The following is a 21,178-nucleotide window of genomic DNA, read 5'->3' as shown; positions in this document are numbered from 1 at the left end:
GCGTTTTCCAGCAGGTCGGTAAGGTGCCCTTCCCGAAGGAAGGGCAGTGGGTTTCAGAGCGTGGCGTAGAGCGCCCCGGCACTGGTCACGGGGCCGGTGCGGAGCCGGTCCGGCCAGTCGAGGGCGAGACCGAGAGAGGTGCTCAACCGGTCCTGGAAGGAGGCGAGCCGCTGCTCGCTCCCGCGGACCGCGCGCGGCGGCAGCCGGTGCTCCAGGCAGTACGAGACCAGCGCGCCGACGGCCTCACCGATGCTCCACTGGCCCGCGTGCCCGCCGAGCGCGGGTGCGCTGAGATGTGTGGCGCCGATGTTCCGCCCGGCCGGGAGCAGATTCTCCACCCGTACGGGCAGCAGCGCGCCCAGCGGCAGCTGGAACGGCAGGCACTCCAGGTCCAGTCCCGCGCCGCCACCCGTCCCGGGGTGCAGGGTGATCCGGGAGCGCAGGGTGCCCACACTGTCCGTGAAGGTCTCGGCGCCCGGCGCCCCGGCCCGTGCCGCGGCGGTCAGGTGGTGCTCAAGAAGGGTGAACTCGGCCCGGATGCGCCGGGATTCGCGTACGTGTGCGGCCTTGGCGAACCCGTCGTCCGTGCCCGTGACGTCGGGCCTCAGCCGCAGCTCGGGGTAGCCGTGACCGCCGTCGTGCCGGGGCGCGCGCGTCTGCATCCAGTACAGGAACGACATGGCCTGCTCGCGTGCCTCCTGCTCGGCCCGCGCCCGTACCTCCTCCCCGACCCCGGTGAGCGGGAGCCGGGTGTAGGCGGTCTGCTCCCAGTCGACCAGGGTGATGTCGCTGTCGAACGTACCGGGCAGACAGCGGCTCCGGGCGAGCGCCCGCAGCTGGTGCCAGCGGTCGTTGGGCGGTGCGGCCCAGGGCGGGACGTCGTCCGGCTCGTGCAGGAACAGCGGCACGGAGCGGGCCGGGCCGTCGCCCGGCTCCGCGGTGTCCCAGGAGAAGGCGTCGGACCACCGGGCGTAGCCCGCCGGCCGGTCGACGGTGTGGTCCTCGCCGGGGCGGTGGTCCAGGGCGAAGACCCAGGAGACCGGCTGCTGGTCCAGCGGATCGGCGACGACGGGCGCGTGCGGTTCGCCGGTCTCCTCGCGGGACTCGGCGCCGGTGACGTGCTCGACGCCCGCGAGGCCGAGCAGCTCGCCCAGGTCCGTGGCGTCGACGACGTAGGGGGCGCTGACCGTCAGCGGCTCGCCGTCCGCCGCCTCCAGGGTGACCGCGGTCACCCGGTCCCCGTCCGCCTGGGCCGCGACCGGGCGGTGGCCGAGCAGCAGGGTGAGCCTGCCGGTGGCGAGGTGCGGGGTGAGGAGCTCCTGGACTACCGCGAGTGCGGCGCGCGGCTCGTGGCTGAGATGGCCGGTGGTGCTGAGGCCGGGGTCGAGCAGCGGATCGGCGAACGGCTCGGGGCACAGCGGGTAGTTGCGCCGGTAGAAGTCGCGTATCCGCTCGCGCAGATCGCGGTAGCCGGGGGAGACGGGGTCCAGTTCGATGCGGTGGCCGTCGGCGAGCGGCACGGCCTGCGCGGTGAACAGGCCACCGGGCCAGTCGGTCGCCTCGGTGAGCACGACGCGGTGTCCGAACCGGGCGGCGGTCAGCGCGGCGGCGAGACCACCGAGACCGGCACCGACCACCAGGACATCGGTCCCGAGTTCGCGGGTACGGGGGGTGGGGGCGGCGAACACAGGAGTCTCCTCCCTCAGGGCCGGCGGGCGGCGACGGTACGGAGCCGGACCGGCACGGACTCGCGCGTCCTGATCCGGACGGGAAGCACGATCTGCTCGGCGCTGCGGTACGGGTCCTCGCCCGCCGTGCGCTCCGCGATCCGGGTGACCAGTTGCTCGACCGCCCGGCTGCCGATCTCCCTGGCGGGGAGCCGGGCGGCGAAGCTGGTGAGCGGCAGCAGATCGTAGGGACCGGCGTCGTCCATGCCGGCCAGCACGATCTCGTCGGGTACGGCGATGCCGAGCGAGGCCAGATCGGCGGCCGCGGTGGCGACGGCGAAACCATGGGCGCACAGCAGGGCGGTCGGCGGCTCGGGCGAGCCGAGCAGGTCGGTCAGCAGCTGCTTGCGGTCGTCCTCGGACAGCGCCGTGTACGAACGCAGCGCGGTCAACTGGGGGAGCAGGGGCTGGTCATGGGCGCGCAGCGCCTGTTTGTGCCCGGTCATCCGGTCGTGGACGCTGGTGCACTGCGTCTCGCCCCAGAGCGTCGCGATCCGCTCGTGGCCGTCGGCCAGCAGATGTTCGGTGAGCCGGTAGCCGACGTCGTAGTTGTCGGCGGTGACCGCGTCGATGGCGAGGCCCGGAAAATACCGGTCGACCAGGACCATGGGTATGCGCAGGCGCCTGATCTCGTCGAGGACGTCGGGATCGGGAGCACCCTGGACGGGGTAGAGGATGATGCCTTCGACGCGGTCCTCGACGGCCTGGTGCAGCACCTGGTCCTGGCGGGCCAGCGACGCGTCGTGGGAGGCGTGCCCCGTGTCGGTCATGTGGACGGCGGAGTCGGAGAAGAACAGCCGCAGCCCGCGCTCCGAACAGCTGGACTCGATCCCGCGCAGCACCTCCGACTGGTACGGCCCCTGACCGCTGATGATGCAGGCGATCACACCGGACCTGTGTGCCGGTGCGGGCTCCGCGACCCTGTCCTCGGGGTCGGCGACAAAGGTCCCCTGGCCGCGGCGGCGCACCAACAGCCCTTCCGCGACGAGGTCGTTGAGTGCCCGGACAGCGGTGGTGGAGCTGACTCCGAAGCGCTCGCGCAGCTGGTTCTGAGTGATGAACGGAGCACCGGCCTCGTACTCGTCACGTGCCACCTCGGCCCGCAACTCGTCCTTGATGCGCTGGTACTTGGGCCCGGACGTACCCATCCAGCCATCACCCCCTCGGATTTGACGCGTCAATCGACGTTGATGTCAGTGTGGTGGGGGTTAACGCATTATTTCAAGAGGGTTGCAGGGAAAGGATCGACAACTTAGTGCGTCAAGCCGGGGGTATGTCACCTTAATGCGTCAACTGGGCGTCCCGGACGGTCCCTGGGTCGGGGTCGGGAATCAGCCGGTCACACGGGGCGGCGGTGCCGTGCTGGCACGCACCACCAGCCGCGAAGGCACCGCGAGCGTGCGCGGCGAAGCCGTCGCGTCGCCGAGGGCCAGCAGCAGCGCCCGGCGGCCGATCTCCTCCAGCGGCAGCCGTACGGTGGTCAGCGCGGGGGTGACGTCGCAGGCCACCGGAAGATCGTCGAAGCCGACGACGGAGACATCGGAGGGGACGCTCCTGCCGAGGTCGTCACGGAGCGCCGCGAGGGCGCCCAGCGCCATGGCGTCGTTGAGCGCGAACAGCGCGGTGATCCCCGGCGACCTGCGGAACAGCCGCACCGCCGCGGCCCGCCCGCCGTCCCGGGTGAAGTCGGCCTCGACGCGGTGGTGCTCCTGTACGACGACGCCCAGTTCGGCGGCCCCCTCGAGGAAGCCGTGCAGCCGTTCCTGCACGGAGACCAGCGCCAGCGGTCCGCAGATGACGCCGATCTCGGTGTGCCCCAGCCCGGCGAGGTGCTCGGCGACCGCCCGGCCGCCCTCGCGGTTGCCCGGCACGATCGTGTCCACCGGAAGATCCTGATGCGCGACGGCGGTCACCCGGCCGCCCTGTGCCGCGAAGGCCTCCAACTCCTGGGTGAGCGCGGGGCTGCCGCCGGTGAAACCCGATCCGGCGAGGACCACGGCACGGGCCCGCTGTGCCCGCAGCCGGGCCACGTACTCCGCCTGGAGCCCGGGTTCGTGGAAGGTGCCGGCCAGCATCACCAGGAGCTTGTGGTCGCGGGCGACCTCCATGACACCGGCCGCGATGGCGGAGTAGTAGGCGTCGTTCACATCGTGCACGACCAGGCCGACGATGGATGTCGTGGACTGCACGAGCGCGCGGGCCGGCGCGTTGGAGACGTAGCGGAGCCGGGCGGCGGCCTCCAGGACGCGCTCCTGCAGCTCCTGGGTGACGTTGCGGTCACTGTCGCTGAGGACGCGCGAAGCCGTGGCGAGAGAGACCCCGGCGTCCTGCGCGACCTGCTGGAGCGTCACGGCGGACGACGGGCGGGGACGGGCGGAACGTCGATTGACCTGGCTCTGCATAGGGCTACGATAGCCGCACTGAAAGCGTTTTCCCATTGCGTACGCCATAGGAAACCCGCCACCGGGACACTCCCGCCTGCGAGGTCAGTCCGTCCGCCACCGCCCCGGTACGGCCGGCGGCACCGTGGTCGCACAGCGGTAGACGGCATCCTCCCGGAAGGCGTACCGCCGCTCGGTCTCCGGAGTGAGCCGGACACCGAGCCCCGGGGCCTGCGGAGCGAGCAGGCATCCGTCCGCCAGGCGGAACGGCTCGACCAGCAGCTCCGACCGCAGCGGATACCGCGGCATCGGCCATTCGGCCAGCCGCCCGCCGCCGGCGAAGGCGGCGTGGTAGTTGGCCGCCTGGCACACGGCACTGCCCCAGCAATGCACGACCGCTTCGACGCCGTGCTCCGCCGCGCCCGCGAAGACTGCCAGTGTCTGGTGCAGACCTCCGATGACAGTGGCGTCCGGCTGCACCATGTCGTAGTACCCCGATGCCATGCGCGCCAGCAGCTCCTGCGCGGTGGTGACGGTCTCCCCGCCCGCCACCGGACAGCCGGCCGCCCGCCGCAGAGCGGGGTACGAGGCGGTCCGGGCAGGCCCGAGCGGCTCCTCCAGAAAGCGCACCGGCCACCGGGTGCCGGTCCTGACCGCTTCCAGGAACGCCAGCGTGTCCGCCACCGACTGGCCGGGGTCCTCGAGGTTCTGCGCCATGTCGATGGCGATGCCGACGCCGTGCGCGGCCGCGTGCTCCAGCGTCCACACGGCCTTGTCCGCCTCGTGGCCCCGAGCCCTGATCTTGAAGGTGCCGATGCCCAGGGCCGCCACGGCGGCGATCTCGGCGCCCATCGCCGACGGGGAGGTCGAGTCGCCCCCGCTGGCGTAGAGCCGGATCCCGTCCGTGCGACGGCCGCCCAGCAACTCGTACGCGGGAACGCCCGCCCGTTTTCCGAGGGCGTCGACCAGGGCCGCCTCCACGGCGGAGACGACATGGCGGGCCGCCCCCTGGAGACTCCAGTAGCCCGTCACGCGGACCATGTCCCGGTACCGCCCCGCCAGGTCCCCGGCCGGACGGCCGACCAGGTAGGGGGCGATCAGATCGACCGTCGACACGAAGACCTGCGGCGCGAAGACGGCGAGATAGCCCTCGCCGAGCCCGGTCGTGCCGTCGTCCAGGGTGACCTCCACCAGACCGGTCGTGCGCCACCCTGTCGGCAGTGCCAGACGCACCTCCAGATTGTCCGGATCCGCGTAGGGGGCGCTGAGCAGCACCGGCCGGATCGCCGCGATGCGCACCCCGTCGCCGGGTTGTGCACCGATGTGCGTGGAAGGCGGTTCGGACATGACGTCGCGTCCTCAGAATCCTCTGGACCACTGCACGGGGTTGCGCAGCGGTGAACCGGTGTGGAAACGGCGCCAGTTGTCGGTGAACAGGTCGACGACCCGGGCGCTCTCGTCCGTCGAACCACCTGCGGTGTGCTGGGTGAGGACGACCCCGGGGCAGGTCCACAGGGGGTGGCCGGCAGGCAGCGGCTCCTCCCCGGTGACATCCAGTACCGCTCCGCCGAGCCGCCCGGTGGCCAGCTCGGACACCAGGGCCTCCTCGTCCAGCAGCGATCCCCGGCCGGCGTTCACCAGAACGGCTCCCGGCCGCATCAGGGCCAGCCGTCGCGCATCGAGCAGTCCGCTCGTTTCGGGCGTCCCGGGCAGCAGCCCCACCACCACGTCGAAGCCCGGCAGCTGCTCATCGAGCCCGGCCAGGGTACGGATGTCGCCGGAACCGCGTGCGAAGTGCGAGACGTGGCAGCCGAACGGGCCGAGCAGTTCGGCGAACCGTCGGGCGATGGACCCCCGGCCCAGCACCAGGACCCGGGCCCCGGTCAGCAGACGCAGCCGGGGCCGCACGGCGGACTTCGCCCACCTGCCTTCGGCGCGCAGCCGGGAGAGCCGGTCGATCCCGCGATGAAGCGCGAGGATTCCCGCGAGGCACGACTGCGCGACCGGATCGGCGAAGACATCGCCCAGGTTGGTGACGGTCAGCCGGCGGCCGAGAGCGGGCCAGTCGAGGCCCAGATAGTCGTCGATCCCGACCGAGGCGAGCTGCAGCCACCGCAGCCGGGGCGCGTTCGCCACCCAGGCCGCCCTGGGATTGCCGAGCGCCGTGCCGGCATCGGCGAGGGCGCGGGCGTCCGCCTCCGACGTGGTCCCCGGCTCGGCGAACCACACGGGACCGGGGCCGAGTTCACGCAGGCGGGCGCGGTCGGCATCGGCGAGCGGCAGTTCCACGTACAGGCCGGTGCGGTCCGTGTCCGGCACAGGTGCGGGCGGCGTCCTTGACGGGCCGTTCACCACGGGTGCTCCGCGAGGTACTCGGTGATCCGCTCCCGGTCCCACTCCCCGTCCGCGACGGTGACCCGGTAGCGGCGGGCGAGGGTGTCGCCCGGGGCGAGCTCCAGCTCCTCGTGGAACGCGAAGGAGGGCGCGACGGCGGCGAAGGGCTCGTCGCGGACGAACCAGTGGGCCGGGTGGGTGCCGCCCGCTCCCGTGTGATCGTTCTCCGGGGCGTGCCGGAAGATCAGTGTGGCGTGACCGTCGGCGCCGTCGTGTTCGCCGCTGTAGGCCAGCCAGGGTGCCTGCGTCCCCATCAGCTCCGGGCCTTCCCCTTCCGGGCCGAGGATCCGCCCGCCCCGGAAGGCGCGCGGTCCGCGCCAGAAGAGACCGGTGTAGCCGGCCGCCTCCCGGCCGTGGGTCGTCGGGCTGCCGAAGAGCAGCGGCTCGGTACGCCGGTTGGTGATCGCGCTGGACCAGGTCAGCGTCCAACTGCCGCCGGTGCCCGCACCCGTGCCGCCGGATCCGGCGTGCTCGACGTCGTGCAGCTCGACGCGGCGCAGCTCGTCCGCCCAGTGCGTACCGTCGTTGTGGCGCCAGCTCAGCCGCTCCGCGATGACCGCGCGTCCGGCGTCCGCCGTGACCTCGTCGAATCCGATGTGCGCCATCGACCCGACCCGTTCGGGCAGCTGTTGGTAGTCCTGGCCGTGCACATAGGTGTTGCCTCCCCACAGGTTCTGTCCGGAGAGGTGGGAGGCCGTCATCTGGAGGCCCTTGTGCCAGCGGTGATCGTTGGGCCGATAGTCGGTGACAACGTTATCCGCCAGTGTGCGCATGGGATGGATGTACGGCTTGGGGGCCTCCCATGCCGCTTCCGGACGGTAGACGTAGCTGATCAGGTCGATGCCGCCGCGCTCCTCCGTGACCGTGATCCGGTCTCCGTGGGCGTGCGTGATGCGCAGTGGACTGCTCATGTCCCGAGTCTCCTGGATGCGGCTGGAAAGCGCTTACCGCAACCTAGGGCCTTCGCCGGAGGCGCGTCAACAGCCATCGGGCGTCGGGGAGAGGGGCACGGCCGAGAGGGTGGCCCGGATCGGGGACGGGCGGCGGGGCCGGCCCGGCACGGCGGCCGACGGCTTGCCGCACACTCATGGAAGAGCGGCAAGCCGTCGGCCGTTGGCGTGAGGCAGGTGCTACTTGGGCGGGCGGATGCTTCCGCCGCCCGTGTTGCCCTGCTGGTCGCACTGTTCCTGCAGCTTCCGGGCCTTCTCCTGGAGCCGCTGGCGCTGCTCAGGGTCGGTGGTGCGCTCGGCGGCCTCGGTCATGTGCCGGGCCTTGTCACGCAGCTGCTGCGCACGGTCACCGGATTCACGTGCAACGCTCATCATCGCTCCTTGTGCGGTTGGGAAGAGCGGGCTCCATCAGAGAACCAGCGCCGTCGGGCCGCCGCACCTCGAATCGTCACTCAGAGTCATGGCCTGCAGTGGGGTGCCGGGACGCTGGCATGATCAAGGGCATGAACGAGAGCATCATCGCCGCGTGTGACGGGGCATCCAAGGGCAATCCGGGACCTGCGGCCTGGGCATGGGTCGTGGCCGACGCGCAGGGGCGGCCCGAGCGCTGGGAAGCGGGCCCGCTGGGCACCGCCACCAACAATGTCGCCGAACTCACGGCGTTGCGGGAGCTGTTGGAGTCGACGGACCCCTCCGTGGCGATCGAGGTACGGATGGACTCGCAGTACGCGATGAACGCGGTGACGAAGTGGTTGCCGGGGTGGAAGCGCAACGGCTGGAAGACCTCGGCCGGCAAGCCGGTGGCCAACCGTGACCTCGTGGCCGGGATCGACGCCCGGCTGACCGGCCGGACCGTGCGCTTCACCTACGTTCCCGCCCACCAGGTGGACGGCGACCCGCTCAACGCACTCGCCGACCAGGCGGCCAGCGAGGCCGCGGTGGCACAGCGGCCGGCCGGAACCGCGCACGGTTCCCCACAGATGCCGACACCGGCCCCCGCCCGGGCGACCGAGGGCCGGCGCGGTGGCGCGGCGACGAAGAAGACGGCAGGCGCGGCACGTCCCGCCCGTTCCGGTGGCACCATCAAGGCCAGGTTCGCGGGCCGCTGCCACTGCGGTAAGCCCTACGCGGCACAGGACATGATCGCCAAGAACCCCAACGGCTGGGGCCACCCGGAGTGCCGCACCGCACCCGCCTGAGGCACACCGCCGTCCGGAGCCGGCAAGGGCCCAGGGCCTCTCGTTTGGATCAGGCCGGGCTCGCGTGCCCCGGTGCCGCGCCTCGCCGCGTTGTCGTCGGTCGCCGACGCTCCTTCCCCGAGCTCTCGGCTCCGCTCGAGCAGGGGAGGCCCCATCCGACTCCCTCCTCCGCCTTGCGATGCACGGCACCGGACCCCGCTCCCTGATCCTGCCTGATCCAAACGAAAAACCCTGGAGGCCCCAGTGGCCGCGCGGGACCGGGTCCGCGTGCCATGATGCGGCTCCGACGGCGGCGTCCCGGCATCGCCGTACCGATGCCGCCGGCAACGGCGGGACGCTGGGGGGGCGGATGGGAAGCACAGGCACGGTTCTGCGCGAGCTGCGTGGCGCGCAGAAGACGGCCAAGGGGGTGTCGCTCTACTCGCGGTACGTGAACCGCCCGGCCGGCCGGGTGTTCGCGGCCGGTGCGTACCGGATCGGACTGACGCCCAACCAGGTCACGCTGACCAGCGCGGTGTTCACCTTCGCCGCCATTGCCGCGGTGGCGCTCGTCCGCCCCTCCGTCGGGCTCGCGATCGCGGTGTACGCGGGCCTCGCCATCGGCTTCGCCCTCGATTCGGCCGACGGACAACTGGCCAGACTCACCGGCAGGGGAGGCCCGGACGGCGAGTGGCTGGACCACGTCGTGGACTGCGCCAAGATGATCCTCGTGCACACCGCCGTGCTGATCTCGTTCCAGCGGTTCTCCGGAGTGCCCGGCGAGGGCTGGCTGCTCCTGCCGCTGGGCTTCCTGTTCACGGCCGTGCTGACCTTCTGCGCGGGACTGCTGCGCGAACAGCTGGGAAAGGCGGCCGCCCGGCCCGGGGCGGGCAGCGCCACCGCAGTCCCGGTCTCGCGGCTGCGGGCCGTGGCACTGCTGCCCGCCGATTACGGAGTGTTCTGCCTGGTGTTCCTGCTCCTCGGCGACCGCACCGCGTTCCGCATCGGCTATGCGGTGCTCGCCGTCGTGCACGCGCTCTTCCTGGTGGCGTTCCTCGCCAAGTGGTTCAGGGAGCTGAAAGCGCTCCGGACTGCGGACTGACGAGCGTGTCCAGCACCCTGCGCAACTGGGTGCTGGACGTGTGCACGGTGTACGGGAAGTAGACGACCTCCACGCCGACCTCGGCGAAGTCGCGTTCCAGCCGTTTTCCCTTCTCCGTGTCCCGCCAGTCGTCCCCCTTGAAGATCACGTCGAACCTCACCTGCTGCCAGGTCTCGACCTTGTCGGGCACCGTCTCGACGAACGCCGCGTCCACGTGGCGCACGCTGCGCACGATCTCCAGGCGCTCCGGCAGCGGAATCACCGGCCGGTGGCCCTTGGCGAGCACGGCCATCTCGTCAGAGACGACTCCGGCCACGAGGTAGTCGCACTGACTGCGGGCGTGCCGCAGGATGTTGAGGTGTCCCACGTGGAAGAGGTCGTAGACCCCCGGCGCGTAGCCGACCCTGTGCACCATCCGTTCTCTCCCCCCACGGTGAACGTGACGTCCGTGTCCCGCAGCAGTTGTCCGGACATGGCATCCGGTGCGGTGGGATATCGGTATCGGTGTTGATGGTGCAACGACCTTACTGTGAAGACCACTTGCGCATCTCGTGAACGGATAAGCTCGCTTTTGGGGCTGTTCCTCGGGAGGAACCTCGGGGCTGTTCCCTGGGGGAACACAGACTGTTCCGGGGGGAAGGCGAGCGTCCATGTCCGATGCCGATCGTCACAAGCCGTTCGAGGGCCGCACCCTGCTGGTCGTCTCGACGAACTACGCACCGGAGCTGACGGGCATCGGCCCGTACGCCGCGCAGCTCGCCGAACACTGGGCCGCGGCCGGTGCCGACACGCACGTACTGACCGGGATGCCGCACTACCCGTCCTGGCGGACCGACGCGGAGTACCGCGGGGTGTGGCGGGTCACCGAGAAGCGGGCCGGGGTCACCGTGCACCGGCGAAGACACTATGTGCCGCCCCGTCAGACCGCCCTGCGCAGAGCCGCGTTCGAGGCCACGGTGCTCGGCCACGGTCTGCTGTCGCCGCCCGTTCCGCGCCCCCCGGACGCGGTGGTGTCCCAGATGCCCAGTCTCGCCGGTGGCGTCATCGGTGCCCGGCTGGCCGGCCGCCACCGGGTCCCGTACGTACCCGTCGTGCAGGATCTGATGGGCGCCGCCGCCGCGCAGAGCGGCATCCGGGGCGGGGACAGGGCGGCAGCCCTCGCCTCGGCCGCCGAACGGTACGCGCTGCGCTCCGCGGCCCTCGTCGGCGTCATCCACGAGAGCTTCGTGCCACGCGTCACCGCCTACGGAGTGGACCCGGGGCGCATCCGCACCGTGCCCAACTGGTCGCATGTGCGGGCGCCTTCCGCCGACCGGGCCGCCACCCGGGCGCGCCTCGGCTGGAGCGAGGGCACCCCGGTGGTCCTGCACTCCGGGAACATGGGGCTCAAACAGGGCCTGGAGGTCCTGGTCGACGCGGCACGGCTCGCTCCGGAGATACGCGTGGTGCTCATGGGGGACGGGAATCAGCGCGAGGCGCTGCTGGGGCGCGCGGCGGGCCTGCGCAACCTCGACATCCTGCCCCCGGCCGACGCGAGCGAGTTCACGGACATCCTCGCCGCCGCCGATGTGCTCGCGGTGACGCAGCGGGCATCCGTGCTCGACATGAGCGTCCCGTCCAAACTCACCTCCTACTTCGTCTCGGGCCGGCCCGTCGTGGCCTCGGTCGCCGAAGGCGGAGGCACCGCACAGGAGGTCCAGCGGTCCGGCGCCGGGCTCCTCGTCGCCCCGGAGGACCCCGCGGCGCTGCTGTCGGCCGTACGGAAGCTCGTCGAGGCGCCGGCCGGGGCGGACGCGCTCGGGGCCAACGGACCGCAGTACGTCGCACGTCACCTGAGCCGCGAGGCGGGCCTGGCCCGCTTCGACGCCCTGCTCACCGAGGTCCTCGCGGACGCACAAGGGAGACCACGTCGATGAACCAGCCGATCCGCGCCCTGGAGGACCAGGACGAACCCGCGCTGCTGAGGGACCAGTTCCGCCAGCTCCTGCGCTACCGGGCCCTGCTCGCCTCCGGCGTGGTCGTCGGGCTCCTCGGCGGTGGCTGGCTCGCGCTGAGCGGCGAGGCGAGCTACACATCGACGGGCGAGGTCGTCGTACGCTCCGCCGCCTCGGACCCCTTCGCCGCCGGTGCCTCCGCCGACAAGGGCATCAACATCGGCTCGGAGCGGCAGACCGCCGTCAGCGACACCGTGGGCACCCTGGCCGTCACCACCCTGGCCGGACAGGGCGACCGGGTGGAGGTCGGGCCACTGCTGTCCGGTCTCCAGGTCACCAACCCGCCGAACACCCTCGTGCTCCGTTTCTCCTACACCGGCCGCACCCCCGCGCTGGCGAAGGCGCGGGCCGAGGCGCTCGCCGACGCCTATCTGGAGATACGCCGGCAGCGCACCGAGAACAGCATCGCCCACATGGTCGAGGGCTACCGCGCCCAGTTGACCCCGCTCACCGAACAGCGCGACCAACTGGCGGCGCAGGCCGGCAGCAGCAACGACGTGACCAGCGCACGGGCCAACCTCGTGGTCGCGATCTCCGAACTCACCCGGAAGATCTCCGAGTTGCGCGCGCTGGACACCACGCCCGGATACCTGACGAAGAAGCCCGCCGCCCCGAGCGAACCCACTGGCGCCGGACTGCCCCTGCTGCTGGGCCTCGGCGGTGTCGTCGGTCTCGCACTGGGACTGCTGCTGTCCTGGGTACGCCTGGTCTTCGACCCGGCGGTGCGCTCGACCCGGGAGCTGGTCCGTTCGCTCGGCGCGCCCCTGCTCGGCACCCTGCCCAGGGAGCGCGCGTCCGCCGGCTCACTGCTGGCCATCGGACGGAGCGGGAGCCGGCTTGCCGAGGAGTACCGCGCGGTGGCCTTCCGGCTCGCCTACGATCCGTCGTTCGCCCAGCGCCGCAGGCTCCTGGTCACGTCCCCGCGCGGGGACGGCGCCGGGGCTGCCGCCGCGGCGGCCAACCTGGCCGCGGCCTTCGCCGAGATGGGACGCGATGTCATCCTGGTCGAGGCCGATCTGCGTACCCCCGCGCTGGCCAGGGACCTGGGCCCGGCGGTGCAGGGGTCCCGGCCGCGCTGGGCGACCCGGGGCGAACGGGCCTGGCCGTCGGACAGCCGGATGAACGTGGACGTACCCGGGTCGGGCGCCTTCACCCTGATAGCGGGCCGGCGTACGGACAACGTGCCGCGTGCCCTGACGTCGGCACCCGTCGGCGTGATCGTCGCCGAGGGCGACCGGCCCGGCGCCGTCGTCATCGTGCTGGCCCCGCCCGTGCTGTCGTACGCCGACGCCGTCGCGCTGATCGACCGGGTGGAGGGCGTCGTGGTGGTCTGCGACCCGCGCGAGGTCCACCGCGGCGACCTGGAGCGGATCCGAGAGATCATCGAGGCGGCGGGCGGCTCGGTGCTCGGCGCCCTGCTGCACCCCGGCCGGAGCCGCCACGAGCGCCGCGCCCTCAAGAAGGCGGCCAAGCGCCGCACGGCCGGTGGGCGGCCGGGCCGGGACGCGGGGGGCAACGGCCCGGAACACACCGGTGACCCCGCCGAGACGCTGGGGCTGCGCCCCTTCGACTCCACCGCCGGACACAGATGAGGGCACGGACCGCGATCGTCTGCTCGGTCGCGGACCAGGGGGTGGCCGCACTCACCAACATCCTGGTGCTGGTGACGGCGGCCCGGCTCTCCACCGTGGCCGACTTCGCCCGCTTCTCGGCGGTCTACCTCGTCTTCACGGTGCTCCTGGGCGTATCCGGCGCCTACACCGGGCAGCCGCTCGTGTTACGGCGCGTCGGAGGCGAAGAGGTGCACGGCGGGAGCGTAGAGGTGCGCGGCGCCTGCCGGTCGGCGGTCGCCTTCACCCTGCTCGCGGCGGCGGCGCTCGGCGCGCTGCTGGCCGGAGTCTGTCTGCCGCTGCCGGGCGCCACCGCGCATGCGTTGATGGCGCTGGGAATCGTCCTGCCGGTCGTCCTGGGCCAGGACACCATGCGATACGCCTTCTCCACCCTGCACCTGCCGCACCTGGCGCTGGCGGGCGACGCGCTCCGGCTGGTCTGTGCGCTGGGCGCGCTGGCCCTGCAGCCGTACGGCACCCCGGCCGCCCGGCTCGTCACCGTCTGGGGGCTCTCCGCACTGCCGGCCCTGCTGCTGTCGGCCGTGCTGCTGCACCGAGGGGCGGCCGGTACGCCACTGCGGCTGAAGGTCCTGCTGCGGCGAGGCCATCTGGGGCGGCGCTTCGTGGTGGAGTTCGCGGTGGGCAACGCCACCGGCCAGCTCTCCGTGCTCGGACTCGGCGCGGTCGGCAACCCCTTGGTGGTCGGTGCCCTGCGCGGGGCGACCACGCTCTTCGGACCGCTGAACGTGCTGTTCACCTCGGCCACCGGCTTCGGACCGCCCCTGCTGGGACGGCTCGCCGACGAACGGAGCAGGGTGCGGGCCGTCGCGACACTCGCAGCCGTCCTGGCGGCCGTGGCCGCCGTCTGGGCCACCGTACTGGCCGTGCTGCCCGACCCGGTCGGACGCCGGCTGCTCGGCGACACCTGGCCCACGGCGGCCGCGCTGCTCCCGGCGACGGGCAGCCAGTACGCGGCGATGGCCGTCGGTACCTGCGGGCTGCTGGCCCTGCGGATGCTCGACCCGCGTACCACTCTCGCCATCCAGGTGGTCTTCTCGCTCGCCGCCGTCGCCTTCCTCACCGGCGGCTATGCGCTCGGCGGGGTTCCGGGCGCCGCCTGGGGCCTGTGCCTGGGGTCCGGGTGCAAGGCGGTGGCCACCTGGACCAGGGTGGCCCGGCTGAGGCGCCGCACCGCCGTGGAGCGGGCGCCCGTCAGCGCGGGCGCCGTCCGCCCTGGCTCCGGAAGCTCGTGACCAGCAGCAGACAGAGCGCCGCTACGGCCATTTTGCCGACGGACTGCAACAGCGGCCCGCGCAACAGAATGAAGGTGTACCCGGCGATCAGCGGCGCGGTGACGGCCAGGACACTGCCGGGTCCCGGACCGTCCCGGGAGACGGCCCGCGCGTACCGCCGGTCGGTACGGGCGGCGGCGTACCCGATCAGGGCGAGGGCGCCGACCATGCCCGGCGCACCGAAGTCGACCCAGAGCTCGGTCCACAGCGGCGCCGACAGGTTGGTCATGTTCATCCCCATCCACTCACCCACGCGCACCCCCGTGTCCTCCGGCTTGCCGTTCCACACCGACCGGGGCACGAAGAAGAGGGCGGAGCCCGCCAGTTGACGCCCATAGGTGTGGCCACGGGTGTCGACCCAGGTGATGGTGTTGGCGAACATCACCGTCTGGTCGTAGTCCTTGGTGGCCAGAGGCTCGAACACCGACGAGGAGTCCACCGGCCGCGATCCGGCACTGTCGTAGCGGAACCGGTCCGCGTACGGGAACAGCACCAGCGCCCCGACCACCCCCATGGCCAGCACCGATCGGTACATCGCCGCGCTGCTCGGGAACGCGGTGAACAGCAGCGAGACCAGCACCGTCAGGAACCAGTAACGAGCATTGGAAACCGGGTTGTTGACGATCACATTGAGGACGATCAGCCCGCCCCAGACCAGCACCGTCGACGGGGAGCGCCGGGCCCCGCGGGAGGTCACGAGCCGACGCGTGAAGAAGAGCAGCGCGAGCAGCGCGGGCACCGTACCGAAGCCCATCAGGAAGGCCGATCCCACATTGGACCCACCCGACACCACCCCGCTCGCCGCGACCGAGGCACTGATCTCCTGCCGGCTGGTGAAGAAGACGGCGGGCCCGCCGACCTTGAGCATGTAGTAGCCGCTCGCCGCGAAGGCCAGCAGCACCAGCAGCCCGAGCCGCCCCCGGTGCGCGACGGCCGGACCGCTCCCGGAGCGCGCGGTGACCCTTCGGCGCAGCGGCCGCCGGGACGCCAGCAGGGCCCCCAGATCGAACGCGGCACAGCCCACCAGGACCAGCGCGACGGCCGTCACCAGATCCGACCGCGGCCCGACCATCGGGGTGGGCGTCTGCCCGATGACGGCCTGGGCGAACGGCGCCACGCCCATCGCGATGTAGACGAACATCCAGAACACGCCCTGCAGCAGACGCCGCCGGGTGGACAGGATCATGGTTGCGAGCCGGGCCCCCGCATAACAGGTCAGTACGAGCTGCAGCCAGTACGCGGTGTCGCGGACGCCCGTGCCCGGCTGCGCGGCGATCACCGCGGGCAGGAAACAGACCAGGGCCAGGATCAGGGGCACGGCCAGGGCACGCGAGAGCATGGCCCACGACATGGGCTTCGCCTGCGAACGGCCCGGCTCCCGCTGGCCGTGCTCCGGTACGGGTGCGGACGGCGCCGCCTCGTGCACGGACGTCATGTGCTCCCCGTTTCCGTGGACCTGTGAACACTCTAACGAATCAACCCACTTGGGGTGTTTGGATGACCAGGGCCTGTCCGACCCTGATCCGCCGGACAGGCCCTAGTCTGTAAAAGGTCGGCCGCGGTTGAGGGGAACCTGGGTGAAGATCCTGCACGTCGTCACACTGCACACCCCGGACCATGCGTTCGGTGGCCCGACAAGGGTGGCGCTCAACCTGTCGAAGGTCCAGCGGGCCGCCGGTGACGACGCCAGGATCATGGCGCTGGGCGACGGCTTCGAGGGCCCCCTCCCGCGCGAGGTCGAGGGAGTGCCGGCCCATCTCTTCCGGGCCCGCCATCTGCTCCCCGCGTTCGAGGTCAGCGGAATCACATCCGGAGCGCTCCTGCTCGCCGCACGCCGCATGATGCGTGGCGCCGACATCGTCCACGTCCATCTGATGCGCGACCTGGTGACGCTGCCCGCCGCACTGCTCGCACTGGCCTCCCGCACGCCTCTGGTCGTCCAGACGCACGGCATGGTGGACCCCACCGAGAACCGGGTCGCCCGGCTGACCGATCTGCTGGGGGTGCGCAGGGTGCTGCGCGGGGCCGACGCCGTACTGCACCTCACCGAGACGGAGCGCCTCGATGTGAACGCCGTCGCCGCACCGGTCCCGCTGACCCGCACCGTACGGCTGGTCAACGGCGTACGTCCGCAGGAGATCAAGCCCGCCCGGGAGCCGGGGCGGCCGCCGACGGTCCTCTTCCTCGCCCGGATCCAGGAGCGCAAGCGCCCGGAGGACTTCGTCACCGCGATGCCGGCGGTCCTGGCCGAGCACCCGGACGCCCGCTTCGTGCTGGCCGGTCCCGACACCGGCGCGCTGCCCGCGACCCTCGAACTCGCCCGCAGACTGGGGGTGACGGGATCGCTCGACCATGTGGGACCACTCGGGCATGAGGAGGTCCTGGCGGCCGGGCGGCGCGCCGATGTGTACGTACTGCCGTCGATCGAGGAGCCCCTGGGCGTGTCCGTCCTCGAAGCGATGTCGGTCGGCACCCCCGTGGTCATCACCCGCACCTGTGGACTCGGCCCCGATGTGGCGCGCGCGGGCGCGGGCCGGGTGATCGACAGCAGGGACGGCGAGGACGGGAAGAACGCCCTCGGGGTCGCCGCCGCCATCCTCGAACTCCTCGAACCGGAGACCAACATCTGTGCGGGCAGAGCAGCTTGGGACCTCGTCAATGAGGACTTCACCATCGAGGCCGTGACCGGGACCCTCCGGCGGACCTACGAGAACGTGGTCCGCCGGAGGGGCCGCCGGTTCAAGCGGTCTTCCCCTCACGGGACTTGAGAGCGATCTGCCAGCGGTAGAAGCTCATCGCCAGCGCGAAGTCGAATCCCGCCCGCCCGTCGAGGAACCCCCGCCGGTACACATACATGTAGGCGAACGACACCAGGGGCTTGAACGGTGCCTTGTGGAACAGCTGCCCCTGGCGCGACTTCACCCTCCGCACCTGCTCCTTGACCTCGGGGTGGTGCTCCAGCCACGCCTCCCAGTCCGAGTAGCGATTGTGCCGCTCGAACCAGGCGGTGACCGGGTCGAGATCCTGGTGCTCGATCGGATTGCGGAGCGACCCGACCGACTCGGCGACCGGCTGGTAGTGGCCCTCGACCTCACCGATTCCCGGCGCGTCGAGATCCCCCACCTCCGGATACCGGCAGCGGGTGCGGTCGGTCAGCGACCGCTTGCGGATGGTGTAGCCGTGCCGCAGCCGCTGCCCGGAGAACCAGTAGCCGAGCGGAATGTCGTACGCCGCGGGCTTCGGCGCGCCGGGGTCGGCGAAGATCTGCCGCAGTTCGGCCAGCAGACCCGGACTGATCCGCTCGTCTCCGTCGAGCAGCAGAATCCAGTCCAGGTCCGTGCGGACATGGTCCAGACACCACTGCTTCTTGCGCGGATGGCCGCCGTCCCAGGTGTATGTGATCACCTCGGCCCCGCAGTCCTCGGCGATCTTCGCCGTGTCGTCCGTGCTGTGCGAGTCGACGACGACGACCGCCTCGAAATGGCCGAGTACCGACTTCACCGCCTCGGCGATGTTGAGCCCCTCGTTCTTCGTGGGGATCACCACGGCTATCGGCAGCCTGCTCATCCGAGGTCTCCTTCGGGCAGCCAGGCGTAGCAGCCTGTGGAGGTGAAGGCGCGGGCCTGCTGGGGGACGTTGATCGTGGCCCGCTTCGAGGCGGAGGCGGAGCCGGAAACCAGGGTCCTGCCGTCCGCCCCGGTGATCCGCCAGGTGCAGTCTCCGGTGGGGGAGACGTCGTGGTACCGGCCCGGCCGGATCTGATCGTTCCTGTACGTGCCGTCCGCGTATCCCCGGGCGGCCTCCCGCAGCAGGCCCCGGTGCTGGGTGCAGAGGTGCTCGACGGCGGGTTCCGCATCGGCGATCTCGCCCGTCACGATCGCACCGACCGCCACGTCCCGGTCGGCCTTCACCAGGAATCTCAGCCGGTCGCAGGTCTCCTGACCGGTCTGGAGCACGGCGGCCGGGTCCATGCCCCGGGGCACCCGGTCGACCAGATACTCCTTCTGCTTCCTGGTGAACGAGCCCGAGGCCGGGGTGAGTTCATCCTTGGGCAGCTTCGGCGGCTCGCTCGTGGGCGGGGCCGAGGGGCCTCCGGACGCGGTGGTGCCGGGCCCGGCCGACGGGGCGGCGAGAGGGGCCCGCGTGGCGGACGGTCCGGCGCCGCTCGCCCCCTTGTGCCCCTCGGCGGACGAGCCGCAGGCGGCCAGCGCCGCCGTCAGTGCGACGACGACGGCGCCGGCCCGGAACGGATACCTCATCCAGCTGTCCTCAGTGCGTAGTGGGCACTGACCTGCGAGCTGCTCAGCGCGGTCGGATAGACGGCGGTCTCGTCGATCTGCCCGGCGAAGAAATTGCTCGTCGGCTTGGTCGGCCAGCCGTTCAGGTTGTCCCCGCCCACCCGCCAGTAGCCGTCGTACTTCTCGTTGCCGGTGTACAGGGCGTTGGAGGCGCGGAGCTTCCCGTCGACGTACAGTGCCATGCCGCCGGGGCCCTGCGTGGCGACCACGTGGTGCCAGGCGCCGTTGTTGTAGGCGGTGGGTGTGGTGATGGTCCGGGCACTGCCGCTCTTCACCCCGAAGACCAGCCGGCCGTCGTCGCGCATGTACACATGCTTGTCGTACTGGGTGCTGTTCTGCATGGTCAGACTGCCGAAGCCGATGATCTTCCCTCCCTTGGTGGTCGTCGTCCTGATCCAGGTCTCCACCGAGAACCTGGACGGCTGCGGATGGCGCTTGTTGCTGTACACGTACTGGTTCGATCCGTTGAAGCCGATCGCGGTCGAGGGGCCCGCGACAGCGGCCGGGGTCACCCGCCGGGTGGGGGAGCTGCGCACGAACCCGTTGTTCCGCCCGCCGCTGCTGTCGCCCGCGAGGGTCGAGGCGGTCTCGTCGTACCGCCAATAGAGCGAAGCGCCGTCCGCGAGCACCTTGGCGGGATACTTCTCGGCCGCGGATGTCACGGTGGCGGACACGGCGGCCGACTTGGCGCTGGTGTTGGTGCCGTCGCTCGCGCTGATCCGGTACGAGTGGGTCTCGCCCGGCGCCACGTCCGTGTCGGTCCAGCTCAGCTGCGGCCGGTCCCAGAACAGCGAGTGGCCCGTTGTGGTGTGCACCGGGGTGCTCGCGCCGTCCTTGTAGATCCGGTAGGTGAGTTCCCCGTCGTCGGTGTCGAAGCTGGTCTGCCAGTCGACCACCACCTTCCCCGGGGTGAGCGTGGACAGGGTGACGTTGGGCACCCACGGGGCCCCGGTGTCGGGGCCGTCTGCGAACCGGGTCAGGCCCTGCTGGGCGGAGCCGTTGACGGTGGTGAACTCGCCGCCGACCCACAGATAGTGATGCCCGCCCTTGTCGGCCCGGGCCATCACCCGCGGCCCCACCGGCTCCCCGATCCCGTCGTTGGTGTCCGGGAACCAGGGGAGCAGCTTCGGATCGTTGACGGACTGGGCCAGCAGATGCTTGCGCGGCTGGTTGGGGAACTCGCCCATGCTGGCGCAGTCATGGGCGTGACTCCCGCTGTACAGCACGCCGTTGTGCACCAGGACGGCCTGGGTGGCGCCGAGGCAGGTGTCCCGCCAGCGCTGCTCGAAGTTGCTCAGGTCCAGCGCGATCCGGCCGTCGAAGACACCGCCCCCGGTGCCCTCGTTGGCGGTGTAGAAGCCGGTGGCGTCCGTGGTCAGGTCCTGCACCGTGGAGGTGTTGGGAATGAACCCGGCCGGGTAGCTCTTGGCCACGGCCCCGGTCGTGGCGTCCACGACCGCCAGCGCGTGCGACGTGGTGCCGTTGACCTTGAAGAAGTTGCCGCCGAGCAGCACGTGCTTGCGGTCGGGCGTCAGCTCGACGGCCCGGCCGATCTCGTCCGCATCGGCCTTCCACGGCTTCAGGGCGGCGCCCGTGGTGACCGCGGCGAACTTGTTCCTGGTCTGTCCGGCCACCGTGTTGAAGTCACCGCCCAGGTACACGGTGTCGGCGGTGACGGCGAGGGCCCGCACCGTCGCGGAGACCGAGACCTTGAAGTCCCGGCGCGGGGTGCAGCTCGCGGTGTCGATCGCGGCGATGTTGCTCACCCCGACGCCGCTCACCGAGCCGAACTGCCCTCCCACGTAAAGGGTCTTCTGGTCCGGCGAAAGTGCCAGAGCCCGTACGGTCGCCGTGCCGGACGAGAGTGTGAACGACAGGCTGCAGCCGGTCGGCGCACCGGTCGCGGCGTCGAAGGCGGCGAAGTTCACCGCGGGCCGTTCCGAGGTGCCGGGCGCCGCGTCCGGCGGCCGGACGGTGGAGAAGGTGCCGCCGGTGTAGACGACACCGGCGTCCGACCCGGCCATCGACCAGACGATGCCGTTGGTCTGCCAGGTGGTGAGGTCGTCCGCGGTCAGGGAGACCGGCGGGGTGAGGGCCTCGGCCGGGGAGCCCCCGGACGCGGCGGCGGTCAGCGCTCCGGCGAGCAGGCAGAGCGCGGCGGCAGTGGCACGCACCCGGCCGCGCCCGGCGGGTCTGCGCCCCGTGGTTCCGTTCATCATTCAGCTCCGAAGGTGAGGTCGAGTCGGTGGGCC

The 21,178-nt window shown here is 71.6% G+C and carries 18 protein-coding genes; 6 read left to right on the top strand and 12 right to left on the bottom strand.

Translation table 11 applies throughout. The features are described 5' to 3' along the window. Positions 1-53 precede the first annotated feature (53 nt). The 7 genes from OG978_RS04960 to OG978_RS04930 all read right to left on the bottom strand — a co-directional run bounded on the left by OG978_RS04960 (position 54) and on the right by OG978_RS04930 (position 7,824). Positions 54-1,688 carry an FAD-dependent oxidoreductase gene (locus OG978_RS04960; protein ID WP_326764002.1) on the bottom strand — a complete coding sequence of 545 codons (1,635 nt, stop codon included), beginning with the start codon at positions 1,686-1,688 and terminating at the stop codon, positions 54-56. Between the two features lie 14 nt (positions 1,689-1,702). Beyond that, on the bottom strand, positions 1,703-2,875 hold the full coding sequence (locus OG978_RS04955) for a GntR family transcriptional regulator (protein ID WP_326764001.1): 1,173 nt from the start codon (positions 2,873-2,875) through the stop codon (positions 1,703-1,705). A 183-nt stretch (positions 2,876-3,058) separates the two neighbouring features. Continuing rightward, positions 3,059-4,129, bottom strand: a complete 1,071-nt coding sequence (locus OG978_RS04950) for a LacI family DNA-binding transcriptional regulator (RefSeq protein ID WP_326764000.1) — start codon at positions 4,127-4,129, stop codon at positions 3,059-3,061. An 84-nt stretch (positions 4,130-4,213) separates the two neighbouring features. After that, positions 4,214-5,455 carry a mandelate racemase/muconate lactonizing enzyme family protein gene (locus OG978_RS04945; RefSeq protein ID WP_326763999.1) on the bottom strand — a complete coding sequence of 414 codons (1,242 nt, stop codon included), beginning with the start codon at positions 5,453-5,455 and terminating at the stop codon, positions 4,214-4,216. 12 nt (positions 5,456-5,467) lie between these two features. Further along, positions 5,468-6,427, bottom strand: coding sequence for a D-2-hydroxyacid dehydrogenase (locus tag OG978_RS04940; RefSeq protein WP_326763998.1), 960 nt, complete (start codon positions 6,425-6,427; stop codon positions 5,468-5,470). A gap of 29 nt (positions 6,428-6,456) precedes the next feature. Further along, positions 6,457-7,413, bottom strand: a complete 957-nt coding sequence (locus OG978_RS04935) for a PmoA family protein (RefSeq protein WP_326763997.1) — start codon at positions 7,411-7,413, stop codon at positions 6,457-6,459. Between the two features lie 219 nt (positions 7,414-7,632). After that, on the bottom strand, positions 7,633-7,824 hold the full coding sequence (locus OG978_RS04930) for a DUF6381 family protein (protein WP_326763996.1): 192 nt from the start codon (positions 7,822-7,824) through the stop codon (positions 7,633-7,635). A 131-nt stretch (positions 7,825-7,955) separates the two neighbouring features. On the opposite strand from OG978_RS04930, the gene OG978_RS04925 reads away from it, so the two are divergent. Beyond that, positions 7,956-8,651, top strand: coding sequence for a ribonuclease H family protein (locus OG978_RS04925; RefSeq protein ID WP_326763995.1), 696 nt, complete (start codon positions 7,956-7,958; stop codon positions 8,649-8,651). 349 nt (positions 8,652-9,000) lie between these two features. Then, on the top strand, positions 9,001-9,732 hold the full coding sequence (locus tag OG978_RS04920) for a CDP-alcohol phosphatidyltransferase family protein (RefSeq protein WP_326763994.1): 732 nt from the start codon (positions 9,001-9,003) through the stop codon (positions 9,730-9,732). Here the strand turns inward: OG978_RS04920 and OG978_RS04915 are convergent. Continuing rightward, positions 9,698-10,147, bottom strand: coding sequence for an adenylyltransferase/cytidyltransferase family protein (locus OG978_RS04915; RefSeq protein ID WP_326763993.1), 450 nt, complete (start codon positions 10,145-10,147; stop codon positions 9,698-9,700). The genes OG978_RS04920 and OG978_RS04915 overlap by 35 nt on opposite strands. A 235-nt stretch (positions 10,148-10,382) precedes the next feature. On the opposite strand from OG978_RS04915, the gene OG978_RS04910 reads away from it, so the two are divergent. Genes OG978_RS04910 through OG978_RS04900 form a run of 3 tightly spaced genes read left to right on the top strand, consistent with a single transcriptional unit; the run spans position 10,383 to position 14,589 of the window. Then, the gene (locus tag OG978_RS04910) at positions 10,383-11,648 is read left to right on the top strand and encodes a glycosyltransferase (protein WP_326763992.1); all 1,266 of its coding nucleotides are present in this window, start codon (positions 10,383-10,385) and stop codon (positions 11,646-11,648) included. Continuing rightward, positions 11,645-13,318 carry a lipopolysaccharide biosynthesis protein gene (locus tag OG978_RS04905; RefSeq protein WP_326763991.1) on the top strand — a complete coding sequence of 558 codons (1,674 nt, stop codon included), beginning with the start codon at positions 11,645-11,647 and terminating at the stop codon, positions 13,316-13,318. Before OG978_RS04910 ends, OG978_RS04905 begins: the two co-directional genes overlap by 4 nt. Further along, positions 13,315-14,589, top strand: coding sequence for a hypothetical protein (locus tag OG978_RS04900; RefSeq protein ID WP_326763990.1), 1,275 nt, complete (start codon positions 13,315-13,317; stop codon positions 14,587-14,589). The genes OG978_RS04905 and OG978_RS04900 overlap by 4 nt, the downstream gene beginning before the upstream one ends. Here the strand turns inward: OG978_RS04900 and OG978_RS04895 are convergent. After that, complete coding sequence (locus OG978_RS04895; protein ID WP_326763989.1) at positions 14,549-16,063, bottom strand: hypothetical protein; 1,515 nt, start codon at positions 16,061-16,063, stop codon at positions 14,549-14,551. The two genes, OG978_RS04900 and OG978_RS04895, sit on opposite strands and share 41 nt — an antisense overlap. A gap of 142 nt (positions 16,064-16,205) precedes the next feature. On the opposite strand from OG978_RS04895, the gene OG978_RS04890 reads away from it, so the two are divergent. Further along, positions 16,206-17,396: a glycosyltransferase gene (locus OG978_RS04890; RefSeq protein WP_326763988.1), complete on the top strand. Its 1,191-nt coding sequence runs from the start codon at positions 16,206-16,208 to the stop codon at positions 17,394-17,396. Here OG978_RS04890 and OG978_RS04885 read toward each other — a convergent pair. From OG978_RS04885 to OG978_RS04875, 3 genes are read right to left on the bottom strand one after another with little or no spacing between them, the layout of a single operon-like run. Next, a complete protein-coding gene (locus tag OG978_RS04885) occupies positions 17,368-18,195 on the bottom strand; it encodes a glycosyltransferase family 2 protein (RefSeq protein WP_326763987.1) in 828 nt (275 codons plus the stop codon). The genes OG978_RS04890 and OG978_RS04885 overlap by 29 nt on opposite strands. After that, on the bottom strand, positions 18,192-18,887 hold the full coding sequence (locus OG978_RS04880; RefSeq protein ID WP_326763986.1) for a hypothetical protein: 696 nt from the start codon (positions 18,885-18,887) through the stop codon (positions 18,192-18,194). The genes OG978_RS04885 and OG978_RS04880 overlap by 4 nt, the downstream gene beginning before the upstream one ends. Beyond that, on the bottom strand, positions 18,884-21,145 hold the full coding sequence (locus OG978_RS04875; RefSeq protein ID WP_326763985.1) for a LamG domain-containing protein: 2,262 nt from the start codon (positions 21,143-21,145) through the stop codon (positions 18,884-18,886). The genes OG978_RS04880 and OG978_RS04875 overlap by 4 nt, the downstream gene beginning before the upstream one ends. Positions 21,146-21,178 lie beyond the last annotated feature (33 nt).

Source organism: Streptomyces sp. NBC_01591 (assembly GCF_035918155.1).
Taxonomy (GTDB): Bacteria; Actinomycetota; Actinomycetes; order Streptomycetales; family Streptomycetaceae; genus Streptomyces.
This window is presented reverse-complemented; position numbering and strand designations above follow the sequence as displayed.

Bases quoted from the DNA above. Each gene is read 5' to 3' on its own strand.
- OG978_RS04955 (WP_326764001.1), bottom strand. From the start codon at position 2,875: ATGGGTACGTCCGGGCCCAAGTACCAGCGCATCAAGGACGAGTTGCGG.
- OG978_RS04950 (WP_326764000.1), bottom strand. From the start codon at position 4,129: ATGCAGAGCCAGGTCAATCGACGTTCCGCCCGTCCCCGCCCGTCGTCC.
- OG978_RS04945 (WP_326763999.1), bottom strand. From the start codon at position 5,455: ATGTCCGAACCGCCTTCCACGCACATCGGTGCACAACCCGGCGACGGG.
- OG978_RS04935 (WP_326763997.1), bottom strand. From the start codon at position 7,413: ATGAGCAGTCCACTGCGCATCACGCACGCCCACGGAGACCGGATCACG.
- OG978_RS04930 (WP_326763996.1), bottom strand. From the start codon at position 7,824: ATGAGCGTTGCACGTGAATCCGGTGACCGTGCGCAGCAGCTGCGTGAC.
- OG978_RS04925 (WP_326763995.1), top strand. From the start codon at position 7,956: ATGAACGAGAGCATCATCGCCGCGTGTGACGGGGCATCCAAGGGCAAT.
- OG978_RS04920 (WP_326763994.1), top strand. From the start codon at position 9,001: ATGGGAAGCACAGGCACGGTTCTGCGCGAGCTGCGTGGCGCGCAGAAG.
- OG978_RS04915 (WP_326763993.1), bottom strand. From the start codon at position 10,147: ATGGTGCACAGGGTCGGCTACGCGCCGGGGGTCTACGACCTCTTCCAC.
- OG978_RS04910 (WP_326763992.1), top strand. From the start codon at position 10,383: ATGTCCGATGCCGATCGTCACAAGCCGTTCGAGGGCCGCACCCTGCTG.
- OG978_RS04905 (WP_326763991.1), top strand. From the start codon at position 11,645: ATGAACCAGCCGATCCGCGCCCTGGAGGACCAGGACGAACCCGCGCTG.
- OG978_RS04900 (WP_326763990.1), top strand. From the start codon at position 13,315: ATGAGGGCACGGACCGCGATCGTCTGCTCGGTCGCGGACCAGGGGGTG.
- OG978_RS04895 (WP_326763989.1), bottom strand. From the start codon at position 16,063: ATGACGTCCGTGCACGAGGCGGCGCCGTCCGCACCCGTACCGGAGCAC.
- OG978_RS04885 (WP_326763987.1), bottom strand. From the start codon at position 18,195: ATGAGCAGGCTGCCGATAGCCGTGGTGATCCCCACGAAGAACGAGGGG.
- OG978_RS04880 (WP_326763986.1), bottom strand. From the start codon at position 18,887: ATGAGGTATCCGTTCCGGGCCGGCGCCGTCGTCGTCGCACTGACGGCG.
- OG978_RS04875 (WP_326763985.1), bottom strand. From the start codon at position 21,145: ATGATGAACGGAACCACGGGGCGCAGACCCGCCGGGCGCGGCCGGGTG.